This is a genomic window from Nitrospira sp. M1 (genome assembly GCF_965152605.1).
Window position 1 is genome coordinate 420,078 of sequence record NZ_OZ224217.1, and the last position, 12,434, is coordinate 432,511.

Consider the following 12,434-nt stretch of genomic DNA (forward strand, 5'->3'; position numbering starts at 1 on the left):
TCTTAGCTTGCCCGATGAGTCAAGGCTCGTTATTCAGAAAACAATGGAACCCACCGTCCGTCAAATCCTCCATTCTCAGCTTTATGCCAGCCCTCCGGTAACCATTCTCCGGCTTCCTGTTCTGGCGAAGGTTTGCTTCTAAGATTGTCACTGCCTTCGTGTGCAAAGTAGTCGTGTTGATTCCAAACTTCGCCACGCGCTTCATACGCGTCCCGCGTCCACTTTCCTTCGTTCCCCCAGAAGTACGTCCCCCAAAACCAGTGTTTTCTAGGATATCCAGTCCGTTTGCCTTCTTCGCTGCCATCGAGTGAACGTTGATGAAAGTCTTGAAGGCCTGCCGGGATGTTGATCGTTTGTCCAGTGATTGATGACTGAATGGGTTCGGCCAGTTGAATATGAACGGGTGTTCCCGTCCAATGGATGTTGGACTCTGTGCCGTTGGCATGAATCCAATGGGTTGGGAAGACGTCAGCCAGGTCCTGAAGTTCATACGTGATTCGCTTGGTTTTTTTTGTCTTGATGACTTTGTCATCATCTTTTCCTGATGCCAGGTTGGCGGCATTCTCAGCGTTGATGCTTTGGGCGTTCCAGAAGGCCGTGGCGTCCTTGGCGTCTCGATCGACGAAGACGTAATGAAACGGTTTGTCATCATGACCACTAATGTCGACTTTCGCTCGGCCATCCAGAAATTCATTCAATTCATCTTCAACAAACCGTAGTTCGCCTTTTCGTGGTCCAGTCGAGCCACGCCACTTGGCTTGCCAAACAAACAGATGTTTTCCGGTAAGCGATTGCGGAGTATTCATGTTGTCAAGGTAATGAAGGTCAGGATGCCCCCCGAGCCGACCGGTGTGCTTGGAGTGAGCGGTGAGCACATAATAGCCGATGGTTTCTCCCTGCCCAGGCCCTGTATCCGTGACATGATTAAGGCGAATTTCAATGCGTTCCCAATCATGAATGTCTTCGTTTTTACAGATGATTTGTTCGAGTTTTTGGCAACCTTGCATCGCATGGTAGACGTGATAGAGCAGAATTAAACTTTTTTGATCGTTCTGCATAAACTCAATTGCCGCAGTGTACAAAGTCGGCTGAATCTTCCAGTTTGCGTGACCCTTGCGATCTATAAATTTGCTTTTTTCTTTCTCCCAGTTTTTTCGATTAGTACTAAAATTCCCATCTTGATCAAAATTGAAACTTGTGATCCAGTCATGACCTCGAGTCTTCCCTTTAATCTTGTTCTCATCGGCTCGTTTCAAGATGATCGGTGAGTAATAGTGAAGAAAACTTCTTCGTTGGTCATCGGATAATATCCAGCTCGTATTCGGGTTGGAGAATGCTGAATCCGCAAAGGTGGACGCTCCAAGTATCAGTATTCCAATAGCACACAGTAAAGGTTTCACGGTATTGGCTCCTTCTCTTAAGGCGTGATGTGGTGGAGGTATCGTGATCAGTCGTATAGTACTGTTCTCATAGTGTTTGTCAATCTTATATTTTGTGAGTTCATATGTATGATGTAGTGATGATTAGGGCTGTGTATTGTGTGTTGTGAGTACTTGCATGGATACTGCTAGTCCTGTCTTGTTACCTGCATGTTCTTGGGTATTCGTAATAGATGAGGGGAGGGAATTGGTGTCGTATGAAAATTTTACGTAAGTATTTCACGAAACGACCGATGAAGAACAGTGTAAAGGTCTGATGATGCAAGTAATGGAACGATTACAAGACGGTGTGTTGGTGCTCATGATCTCTGGTCGTCTGAGTTTTTACTCACGGAAAGTCTTTCAAGCTGTGATTAGAAATGCCGAAACGACCAACGTGCATCATATCATTGTGAATATGCGCGAGGTGACGGCGATGGATAGCGCGGCCCTAGGGTTTTTTGCATTGGCACATCTGACCCTGATGGATAAGCATGTCGGGATGAGTCTTGTGTCCCCACCAACGCATATCAAAAAAATATTAGTCGATGCGAATTTTTCAACAATGATTCCAACCTATGAAACGGAAAGGCAAGTGTTAGCCGAACGTGCGTTTGTGCTTGGGAGCACGACGTAACCTTCCGTCCATCTCCTCCTATTGACCTCGCCTTGAGCCGCATATTTCCCCTGTCCACGCAAGCATAAGCCTTCACCTTCCCCCAAAAAATCTTCTGCCATTTCCAAGCAGTGTTTTGCTACAATTAGCCTGATGTATCGTCTTACAACAATTCCCGTGTGGGTTATGAAGGATTGTCGATGAACGAGCAGTCTGAGTACGTCAGTCGAGTTTCGGCCTTGCGCGATGAACTTTCCAGGAGAAATTTGTCTGGGTTTATGATTCCGCATGCCGATGAATATCAGAATGAATATACCCCTGACTCTGCCGAGCGCTTACGGTGGGTGACTGGTTTTAGCGGCTCTGCGGGGGTTGCTGTGGCATGGCAAGATACCGGAGCAATTTTTGTTGATGGCCGGTATGTGTTGCAAGTGAAGACTGAAGTGCATCCATCGTGCTTTGTCCCATACCATACCGCGGAATTATCGGTTACGGACTGGTTATCTTCTCTATTGCAACCGGGATCAAGACTCGGGTATGACCCGTGGTTGCATACATCCGATGATGTCGAGCGATTGCGAGTCATTTGTGAGCAGGCCAAGGCGGAACTCGTTGCTACGACTCCGAATCCGATAGATGCTATTTGGATGGATCGTCCGGCTGTTCCGCTGACTCCAATGGTGCCTCATCCCTTACCTTTTACCGGAAAAGATTCACGGGAAAAGCGTGAAGAGCTTGGGAAGAAGCTGAGAGAGGACCGAATTGGAGCTGCAGTGATCACCGCTCCGGATTCTCTCGCATGGTTGTTGAATATTCGAGGGGATGATCTTGCGTATACACCGTTATCGTTGTGCATGGGAATAGTCTTTCATGATGGTTCGGTGCGATTGTTTATTCCCCAACAAAAACTCACGCCTCAGACTCTTGAACATTTGGGACCGTCCGTCTTTCCGTGTTCACCTGATACGTTTGAAGATGAATTGAAGAAATTAGGACAACAAAGCATTCGCGTATTATGTGATCCGAAAAAAACTCCTTCCTGGATTGTCGATTGTCTTCGACAGCATAATGTGATGATTCGCCACGGTAATGATCCTTGCGTCCTCCCTAAAGCGTGTAAAAACGAGGTAGAAGCGCAGGGAGCTCGAAACGCTCACATACGGGATGGCGCAGCGCTGTGTCGATTCCTTGCCTGGCTGGATCGAGAAAGTGTCAGTGGCAAGGTAACGGAGTTGGACGCTGCGACCTATTTGGATGAGTGCCGACGAAAAAATGATCTCTGGAAGGATATGAGTTTTCCAACCATTTCAGGGGCTGGAGAAAATGGGGCGATTATTCATTACCGTTCGACTCCTGAGTCTAATGCTCGACTTGCTCCTGGTACGCTGTATTTGGTGGATTCCGGGGCGCAGTACTTAGACGGGACCACCGATGTCACTAGGACTGTCGCAATTGGAATGCCGACTGATGAACATCGTGATCGGTATACCCGTGTCTTAAAAGGGCATATCGCCTTGGCCTCTGTGTGTTTTCCTAAGGGGACGACAGGTTCGCAGCTTGATGTGCTGGCTCGAAGATCTCTCTGGGAAGTGGGCTTGGATTATGATCATGGAACTGGGCATGGTGTGGGAAGTTATCTGGGGGTTCATGAAGGTCCGCAACGAATATCAAAGGCGGGTGGATCGGTTGCCTTGCACCCTGGGATGATTGTTTCAAATGAACCGGGGTACTACAAAGCTGGAGCCTATGGGATTCGGCTGGAAAGCCTTGTCCTCGTGACTCCATGTTCAAATCTGGCAGGGGCTGAACGAGAGCTTTATGCTTTCGAAACACTGACGCTTGCCCCATTTGACCGAAGGCTCATAGAGCCGTCATTACTGAGCGAAGAGGAAATCGCTTGGGTCAATGCGTATCATGCTCGCGTATGTGAGGTCGTGTGTTCGTTGGTGGATGATGAGACTGTTCGATGGTTGCGAGATGCGACCTATCCTCTGTGATCCTTGTTAAACGATACTGATGATTGGAGATACTGTGAGTGTTGATATGACGGATGGAGAAATTGCTGAGCAGATTCAAGGCCAATTAAAAAATAACCCAGAGGTTGAGTCTGTGGTGGTAAAAGGACAGTTGCTGCAACTCCACATTACCGAATCTCTCTATAATCGACTAGCCAATGATCGTGAACGAGGGAGGAAAATTGTGTTGACGCTCATGCAATCGATGAAACGGCTGACTGAATCAACAGATGTGACGGTCTGGGTATTTTGCGGAAAAGAGAAAATGATTGAAGGAAAGGTCAAAGATTGGGGAGGAGATAACGTCAACTTTCTCTATGACTTGTAATCGAGAGGAGTTTTACTAGGGATAGTGCCGTCGTGAACAAAAGGTGTTGAGATGAGCCATAGCTATATATCCCTCTGGTGCTGGCGTAATCCGTTAGCGGGTCTCAAATCCTTCGGGGAGGGGGCCAAGCCCTGGCGGAAACCCAGGTTCCCAGCTAGACAACCGCTTGCCACCTAATAATCCAAGTGCACAATGCCAGTATCCATCCTTCGTTTTGGCGACTTGCCAGCGGGTTCCATCGCCGCTGAACCATATCCAAACTCGAAGTGCTTGTGTTCGTTGACTCATCTGTACCATTCCTCAATACTCTTGTATCTCTCGTAATAAATCAATTTTTTCGTGATGCTTATTCTACCATGAATTCATGTGAGTTTGCTCTTATTTAATTCTAGACTTGACAAGTTGCCATTCCGATATGCAAAGGTGTGCTCATGGATGTGCCAATGAATGAACCTGCTTCGCAACCTCCTCTCGCACACGGGCTTCAGGCGGAATATTCTGATGATGTTCAGGTTGTCACGTTACCAGGGAAGTCGATTATCCTGATTGGAACGGCGCATGTCTCCCAGGAGTCTGCTGATCTTGTTCGAACCGTTATTGAGCAAGAGCAGCCTGACTGCGTGTGTGTGGAATTGGATTCCAGACGATTTGAGGTGCTTGCCCAACCAAAGCGCTGGGAATCGCTTGATCTTAAAGAGATTATTCGAAAGAACCAGCTCAGTACATTAATGGTGAACCTCGTGTTGGCGTCGTACCAAAAACGTCTTGGCGATCAATTGGGGGTTATGCCTGGTACCGAAATGTTAGAAGCGACCAAGGCCGCTGAGCAGTACCGCATACCTGTGGAGTTATGTGATCGTGATGTGCGGGTTACCATGCGACGCGCTTGGAGAACCACGCCGTTTTGGCGCAAAAGTTTGTTGATGTCATCGCTTCTGTTTAGTGTCTTTGATACCACACAAGTTTCAGAGCAGGAGATTCGCGACCTCAAAAAACAAGATGCGCTTTCGGACATGATGGAAGAGCTGGGCAAAGAAGTTCCAACTCTTAAAAAAGTGTTGATTGATGAGCGTGATCTCTATTTGGCCAAAAAAATACGAGATGCAAAAGGTGATCGAATTGTGGCTGTCGTTGGTGCCGGCCATATGCCGGGAATCCAACGCACATTAAAAGAGCAACAGCCAGTGAATGTAGAAGAGCTGGATGTGATACCACCTGTTTCAGGCGCGTGGAAATGGGTCGGGTGGAGCATTCCTGCGATCATTGTCGGGTCGATCATCTACATTGGCTTTGAAAAGGGTGCAATAGCTGCAGGTGAAAATGCACTCTTTTGGATTTTAGCCAATGGAATTCCAAGTGCCATTGGCGCTATTCTGGCTTTTGCTCATCCATTGACGATCGCGACAGCGTTCGCCTCAGCACCCTTTACAAGTTTGACGCCAGTGATTGGTGTCGGGTATGTCACGGCATTTGTTCAGTCCTATGTGCAACCTCCACTGGTACGTGAGTTTCAAAGTGTGGCAGAAGATATTGCCATCCCGAGGCAATGGTGGCATAGCCGTCTGTTGCGAGTATTCTTAGCCTTTATTCTCCCCACAATCGGCAGCATTATTGGGACGTATGTTGGGGGAGCCAAGATCGTGTCGAATCTCTTTTAAGCTGTATTGAAAGACTGTTCCTAAGCGTTGAGGGTTCAATCGTGGCAAACTCTTGCCACGTGAATCGCCGGTGCCCTCGTTATGAATCAGTGATTGCTCGCTTAGACGTATGTTGGAAGATACATTTTGGGCAGGTATAGTGTATGAAGCGCCCTTCTCCGACAAGCCGTTTTCGCATCTTGGTTTGGCACCATCGGCATTGACGGTCTGGCAGAGCCGGAGACAACTGTGGTGAAGTCGCGGACGTTGAACTCATTGCTGCATTCTTATGAACTTCTAAGGGGTTTGTCAATGATTCACTCTAGACAAAGACAGTTTTTTCTTAGTTTTGTCCTTGTTGTCTTCTCTATTCTGGGAATTGACCGAGTCTGGGGTTCAGAAACGTACCAAGAGCCACGAACCCTTACGGTATCTGAAGAGGGGAGTGTGCAGGTAGCTCCTGACAAAGCTGTCGTGACGCTCTCAGTCGAAACGGCGGGTGAGGCCTTAGAAGGGGTGCAAGATGACAATAGTAAGAGGATGAAGCGAGTGCTGGATCGTTTGCAGAAGTTGGGTATCAAACCGGAGCGTATGCAAACCTCTTCTTTATCAATTACGCCTCAATACCCTCCAAGGTCTCGGCAGCAATCTCATCAGTCAACGGGGCCTCACATACCAAAAATTATTGGATATACCGTGACGAATACGTTAACGATTGAGGTGTGGGATCTTGCAATCGTCGGGCGTGTTGTGGACAGTGCGCTACAGGCAGGGGCGAATCGTTTTTCACATATTACCTGGGCATTACGGGATAAGAGCCCGTCTGAATTGGAAGCTCTTGAACGCGCCGCCCAAAAAGCTCGTGAAAAAGCCCGTGCTCTGGCTCAGACGCTCAATGTGAAATTAATTCAGCTGTTGGCCGTGACAGAAGGAGGATCTTCTTTTCTTCCACGACGAGCGACGAGAGGGCGGGCAATGATGAGTATGGCGATGGAAGATGCTGGATCGACTCCTGTCTCACCAGGAGAACTTACCGTTCGTGCGTCGGTAACCTTAGTCTATGAAATTAGTCAAGAGTAAGGATGTGCATATGAGTATGCATCATTCCAATGATCAATGTTTCTGGAAATATATGCCTCATATGGCATCATCGGCAGTTCGTTTGTCAGAAGAACGTTTGGCATTCATTTTTTCGCAATACATAGGGTGATGTGAGCAAGAGTACAGATAAGATTCCCGCACTTGTCGTCTCAGGGTTTCTCGGGGCTGGAAAAACCACATTGGTTCGTGGACTGTTGCAAGAAGCGCAAGCCTCTGGACAGCGTCTTGCTGTGGTTTCCAATGAGTTTGGAGAGCTTGGAATCGATGAAGCGCTCTTGAGCGGTGACAATCCTGGGGGATATGTCGAGTTAGAGGGCGGATGCGTCTGTTGCCAGTTGTCAAACGAGTTATTGACGACTCTTCAGGATCTGTATGAACGGGTTCGGCCAGACCGTGTCATTGTTGAGACATCTGGTGTGGCGTTGCCATTTGATACGCTCACGACATTTTGGCGAGAGCCTGTGTGTGCATGGGCTGGCGAGAGCTTGGCTGTGGTTGTGGTGAATGCTGAACAAGTGGTCCAGGGCCGTGACTTGGAAGGCACATTTGAGCAGCAGGTGTCCTCTGCTGATATTCTTGTCTTGAATAAGATGGACTTGATTTCTCACAGCCAGATTTGTCAATTGGAAGCGACGATTCAGGAGTTTGCGCCAGGTACGCCAATTGTGCAGAGTGAAAATGCAAAGGTGAACCCCGAAATCCTGTTTCCTCCCAATCCTCAGGATATCATGAAGCGGCGTGTTGATCCGCACACGTGTGGCTCCGACCATGTTCATGAACAATTTTCTAGTTATGTCTTATCTATTGATGATGGATTAGAGGAAAGTGTCCTGAGAGAACGGCTCTCCGCACTGACGGCGTTGCGTGTGAAGGGGGTTGTTCGTACGGCATCGGGGCTGCGCGTTGTTCAAGGCGTTGGACCTCGGATTGATTTCGTCGATCCTCCTGCGACGCTCCCCCCTCATCTCATTGGCCAAATTGTTGTGATTCATCGAGCGTAACAGTCGCATTCTCTTTCTCGTCAAAGTTTCTCTGCTCCAAGTCGCCAATTCTCGTTCAATAAACATTGTCATGCGAGAGCACAGGGTATGGCACTGTGTCTTTACAAAACTTAAACCATATTTCTATTCCTGACTATGTTCGCTGTGTGTATAGCCGACCAATTATGGCGAAACCGCATGTACATCACGTACGCAGCGCAACAAGATATATCGTACAAGCAAAAATGAAAAGAACGGCTATAACCTGGCCTTGAACACCTGTAGTAGACACATGAGTTGCAGTAAGATCGCAACAAAAGACGCCCGTCATGCTCATCTGGCTCGCTCAACGATCGTGTTCAAGAACACCTGTAGTAGACACATGGGTTGCAGTAAGATCGCAACGAAAGATGCCCGTCATGCTTATCTGGCTCGCTCAACGATCGTGTTCAACCTTACTGGTGTGCATTAGGATTCGCTATCGTATTGCTATAATTCCTCAGTCATCCTATTATTTTATGTACCCCTGCCTACAAACCTAAAGCCACATGCGATGGAGGTGCTTATGAGGATCTTCGGATCTCGAACATTACTCGTTCTTTGCCTATGGGGTCTCTGTGTCCACCCCATGGTGTATGCCAAAAATGAGTTGTCAAAACCCTCCAGGGAACAGGAAAAGTTCGAGATTCTCTATCATGAAGTTCTCCCGCCCATGATTCTGGAGAGTCGAAAAGATGATGAAACTCGACAGGAGAGTGATACGTCGAGGTGGACATGGTCGTTTGAAAGCTTTGGCCGGTCATTTATCCTGCATCTTGAGTCGAACGATCGCTTGATCGCCAAATTAGCAACAGCGCAACGTCAAAAAGTGGATGATGCGCATCAACTCTATAAAGGGAAGATTGCCGGCATCGACAAATCCTGGGTGCGACTCACACGGATCAAGGATGATTGGTATGGGATGATGTGGGATGGGCATGAGGTGTATGTCATTGACCCGATGTCAGTCATTGAGCCTGCGCTTCCTGGGCCTTCATTAGCGCGACCTTCCGCTCTTGGTATGTATCGATTGTCGGACACAAAGGAATTGGAATCGCAAACATGTGGGGTCGGCCATGGCGCCATGCATGCCAATTCGATCAATGATTACAACGCGCTTGTGCAAGAGCTGCAGGATCGAGTCACGGCCAATGCTGAAGGGGCGAGCCTTAACCTTGACATGGCCGTTGTGGCAGACGTGGAGTTTTCTAACATGCAGCGGAATGTCTATGGAACGTCGACGAATGCGGCGGTCATTGCGCGCATCAATGTGGTCGATGGTATTTTTTCAGAGCAGGTTGGGGTCCAGATTAATCTTGTCGAAATTCAGGAGTTGACGAATAACGGATCGTTAACCTCTACAGATCCTCGAACTCTCATTGATCAATTCGGAAACTTCACCAATGCACCTTCATTTACTCATCCTGGCGTGGCACACCTCTTTACCGGGAGAAATTTAAACGGCAGTACTATCGGCATTGCGTATATCAGTGCATTGTGTCATTCACGCTTTGGTGTCGGGGTTAATGAGGTGACCGGAGGAGGGACAGCCCGTGCGCTCGTCGTGGCGCATGAACTCGGACATAATTTTGGAGCTCCTCACGATGCGGAGTCGGGATCGGCTTGTGCGAGCGCGCCGAACACGTTCCTGATGAACCCGATTATTAATGGAAGCGATCAATTCTCCCAATGCAGTGTCGCGGAAATGCAGCCGGAAATTAACCGTGCGTCATGTATTTCCGTGCTTAACTTCGATCAAAGTGATCTGCGTGTGGATGTGCTTGGCGACCCGTTTGAATCGGTCTTAGGCAATGCCTTCTCCGTTGCCGTTCGAATTCATAATGATGGACCTGCTCGGGCCGACGCGGTCACAGCGAACGTCACCTTCCCCGCGCAAGTACGAGTGCAAGGTGCGACAAGCAGTTCCGGGAGTTGCTCAATAGCAGGAGGACGTCAGGTGAGTTGTGGTGTTGGGAACATCCCTAATGGAGGAAATCGAACCATGACCCTCACGGTGCAAGGCCAAGCTATTGGAATGTTTGTTGGCCGTGTGGAAGTTGCGTCAAACAATGATCCACATACAGCAAACAATGTTGATGTCGCAAATATTCGAATAGGAGCCGCTCCATCACCTCCCCCTAGTGCTGGAGTCTTTATGAACTTCCAGCCGACGAATGCCAGTACGCCTCCAGGATATCAGTCGGATACCGGCGCTCCCTATACGAGTAGTCGTGGGTATGGCTGGTCGACTCGCGTGAATACGCGGGAACGTCAGGCGGTGAGTGATCAGCGGTTGGATACGTTTATCCATTTCGATCAGGGCACCACCGCAACGTGGAATTATGATTTGCCGAACGGCACGTATCGTGTCACGTTAGTCAGCGGTGATCCGAGTTATCCGCAAGGTCCGCATCATATTACGGTGGAAGGCCAGACGGTATTGAATCGAGTGTCGACGGCGCCCAAAGAATTTAAGACGATTACCAATGCGTCGGTGAGGGTGACGGATGGCAAGTTAACGGTCGTGTTACGTCGAGAGTCGGGAAATAAGAAGACGATTTTAAACTATCTGATGATTGCCCCGTCAGGCTCTACATCGCCTCCTCCTCCTAACCCTCCACCTCCGCCGGCTCCCCCGTCACCACCGCCGAATGGCGATGTGTTGATTAACTTTCAGCCGGCGAATGCCAGTACGCCTGTAGGATATCGGGCGGATAGCGGGGCTCCGTATGCGGGCAGCCGTGGCTATGGCTGGTCGACGCGGGTCAACACGCGGGAGCGACGGGCGGTGAGTGATCAGCGGTTGGATACGTTTATCCATTTCGATCAGGGCACCACCGCAACGTGGAATTATGATTTGCCGAACGGCACGTATCGTGTCACGTTAGTCAGCGGTGATCCGAGTTATCCGCAAGGTCCGCATCATATTACGGTGGAAGGCCAGACGGTATTGAATCGAGTGTCGACGGCGCCCAAAGAATTTAAGACGATTACCAATGCGTCGGTGAGGGTGACGGATGGCAAGTTAACGGTCGTGTTGCGTCGAGAGTCGGGAAATAAGAAGACGATTTTAAACTATCTGATGATTGCCCCGTCAGGCTCTACATCGCCTCCTCCTCCCCCCCCACCTCCGCCGGCTCCCCCGTCACCACCGCCGAATGGCGACGTGTTGATTAACTTTCAGCCGGCGAATGCCAGTACGCCTGTAGGGTATCGGGCGGATAGCGGGGCTCCGTATACGGGCAGCCGTGGCTATGGCTGGTCGACACGGGTCAACACGCGGGAGCGACGGGCGGTGAGCGATCAGCGGTTGGATACGTTTATCCATTTCGATCAGGGCACCACGGCAACGTGGAACTATGATCTGCCGAATGGGACGTATCACGTCTCGTTGGCTAGCGGTGATCCGAGTTATCCGCAAGGTCCGCATCATATTACGGTGGAAGGCCAGACGGTGTTGAACCGGGTTTCAACGAGGCCTAAGGAATTTAACACGATCACCAATGCGTCGGTGAGGGTGACGGATGGCAAGTTAACGGTCGTGTTACGTCGAGAGTCGGGAAATAAGAAGACGATTTTAAACTATCTGATGATATCCCCTGTTCCGTAAAGCAGGATGTTCTAGGGCTGCTGCTCTGTCAGCAAATGCGACGAGTGTGCTTGTAGTTGTTCGTGAAGGCTGGGGTCCAATTTTGCCTGATAGAGGGTTTTGGCTTTCACGAGAAGATCGAGGGACACATTCTGTACACCGTGTAAGTCTGCTTCGTACAGGTTAGCTCCGGTGAGGGATGTGTCTCGAAGGTTGGCTTCTCGCAGATCGGCATTGATCAGACTTGCTTCTCGAAGGTCGGCGAAATGCAATGTGGTACGAATGAGCTTTGCATTGGTAAGGTTGGCCCAGGGCAATGATGAGCGCGTTAAATTCGAATCGGTAAGGTCTACATCAGACATGTCCGCTCGAATCAGTCCTGACCCGCTCAGATCGACCATGACCATGTTGGCCTTAGTCAGCGAAGCTTTGATGAAGTTGGATTCAATAATGTCTGCCTCGGCCAAGTTGGCTTCATGTAAAATGGCTTCAGTAAAATCTGCTCTCATTAAATAGGCATCTGACAAATCCGCCCCGGTCAGATCCGCATGACTCAAATCAACACGTGTGAGGTCATACCCTGACAAGTCCGCGTCACGAAAGTCAGGCTGAGCATCGGGATTCGTTCGTCTAAACTTATTCCACGCCTCAACTCCGCCATTGAGAAGTAATGTCAGGTGCTCGGGATTAGCCATGGCTGATCATATGCAG

General features: G+C 49.2%; 10 protein-coding genes. 7 read left to right on the forward strand and 3 right to left on the reverse strand.

The genetic code is table 11. The annotated features are described in order from the left end of the window. Window positions 1–29 precede the first annotated feature (29 nt). Window positions 30–1,400, reverse strand: a complete 1,371-nt coding sequence (locus ACWHX8_RS01950; protein WP_447970294.1) for a hypothetical protein — start codon at window positions 1,398–1,400, stop codon at window positions 30–32. A gap of 307 nt (window positions 1,401–1,707) precedes the next feature. On the opposite strand from ACWHX8_RS01950, the gene ACWHX8_RS01955 reads away from it, so the two are divergent. The 3 genes from ACWHX8_RS01955 to ACWHX8_RS01965 all read left to right on the forward strand — a co-directional run bounded on the left by ACWHX8_RS01955 (window position 1,708) and on the right by ACWHX8_RS01965 (window position 4,377). Further along, window positions 1,708–2,055: an STAS domain-containing protein gene (locus tag ACWHX8_RS01955; protein WP_447970295.1), complete on the forward strand. Its 348-nt coding sequence runs from the start codon at window positions 1,708–1,710 to the stop codon at window positions 2,053–2,055. A gap of 179 nt (window positions 2,056–2,234) precedes the next feature. Then, on the forward strand, window positions 2,235–4,031 hold the full coding sequence (locus ACWHX8_RS01960) for an aminopeptidase P family protein (protein ID WP_447970296.1): 1,797 nt from the start codon (window positions 2,235–2,237) through the stop codon (window positions 4,029–4,031). Window positions 4,032–4,050: 19 nt separating this feature from the next. Beyond that, the gene (locus tag ACWHX8_RS01965; protein ID WP_447970297.1) at window positions 4,051–4,377 is read left to right on the forward strand and encodes a hypothetical protein; all 327 of its coding nucleotides are present in this window, start codon (window positions 4,051–4,053) and stop codon (window positions 4,375–4,377) included. 93 nt (window positions 4,378–4,470) lie between these two features. On the opposite strand, the gene ACWHX8_RS01970 is transcribed toward ACWHX8_RS01965, so the two are convergent. Beyond that, entirely contained in the window at window positions 4,471–4,665 is a 195-nt protein-coding gene (locus ACWHX8_RS01970) for a hypothetical protein (RefSeq protein WP_447970298.1), read from the reverse strand. A gap of 155 nt (window positions 4,666–4,820) precedes the next feature. On the opposite strand from ACWHX8_RS01970, the gene ACWHX8_RS01975 reads away from it, so the two are divergent. The 4 genes from ACWHX8_RS01975 (at window position 4,821) to ACWHX8_RS01990 (ending at window position 11,744) form a co-directional block, all read left to right on the forward strand. Further along, window positions 4,821–6,035, forward strand: coding sequence for a TraB/GumN family protein (locus ACWHX8_RS01975; protein WP_447970299.1), 1,215 nt, complete (start codon window positions 4,821–4,823; stop codon window positions 6,033–6,035). A gap of 291 nt (window positions 6,036–6,326) precedes the next feature. Then, on the forward strand, window positions 6,327–7,094 hold the full coding sequence (locus ACWHX8_RS01980) for an SIMPL domain-containing protein (RefSeq protein WP_447970300.1): 768 nt from the start codon (window positions 6,327–6,329) through the stop codon (window positions 7,092–7,094). A gap of 131 nt (window positions 7,095–7,225) precedes the next feature. Next, the gene (locus tag ACWHX8_RS01985; protein ID WP_447970301.1) at window positions 7,226–8,116 is read left to right on the forward strand and encodes a CobW family GTP-binding protein; all 891 of its coding nucleotides are present in this window, start codon (window positions 7,226–7,228) and stop codon (window positions 8,114–8,116) included. A 544-nt stretch (window positions 8,117–8,660) separates the two neighbouring features. After that, complete coding sequence (locus ACWHX8_RS01990; RefSeq protein WP_447970302.1) at window positions 8,661–11,744, forward strand: M12 family metallo-peptidase; 3,084 nt, start codon at window positions 8,661–8,663, stop codon at window positions 11,742–11,744. 11 nt (window positions 11,745–11,755) lie between these two features. Here ACWHX8_RS01990 and ACWHX8_RS01995 read toward each other — a convergent pair whose 3' ends face one another. Further along, window positions 11,756–12,418, reverse strand: coding sequence for a pentapeptide repeat-containing protein (locus ACWHX8_RS01995; RefSeq protein ID WP_447970303.1), 663 nt, complete (start codon window positions 12,416–12,418; stop codon window positions 11,756–11,758). Window positions 12,419–12,434 lie beyond the last annotated feature (16 nt).

Bases quoted from the DNA above. Each gene is read 5' to 3' on its own strand.
- ACWHX8_RS01955 (WP_447970295.1), top strand. From the start codon at position 1,708: ATGGAACGATTACAAGACGGTGTGTTGGTGCTCATGATCTCTGGTCGT.
- ACWHX8_RS01960 (WP_447970296.1), top strand. From the start codon at position 2,235: ATGAACGAGCAGTCTGAGTACGTCAGTCGAGTTTCGGCCTTGCGCGAT.
- ACWHX8_RS01975 (WP_447970299.1), top strand. From the start codon at position 4,821: ATGAATGAACCTGCTTCGCAACCTCCTCTCGCACACGGGCTTCAGGCG.
- ACWHX8_RS01990 (WP_447970302.1), top strand. From the start codon at position 8,661: ATGAGGATCTTCGGATCTCGAACATTACTCGTTCTTTGCCTATGGGGT.
- ACWHX8_RS01965 (WP_447970297.1), top strand. From the start codon at position 4,051: ATGATTGGAGATACTGTGAGTGTTGATATGACGGATGGAGAAATTGCT.
- ACWHX8_RS01970 (WP_447970298.1), bottom strand. From the start codon at position 4,665: ATGAGTCAACGAACACAAGCACTTCGAGTTTGGATATGGTTCAGCGGC.
- ACWHX8_RS01980 (WP_447970300.1), top strand. From the start codon at position 6,327: ATGATTCACTCTAGACAAAGACAGTTTTTTCTTAGTTTTGTCCTTGTT.
- ACWHX8_RS01995 (WP_447970303.1), bottom strand. From the start codon at position 12,418: ATGGCTAATCCCGAGCACCTGACATTACTTCTCAATGGCGGAGTTGAG.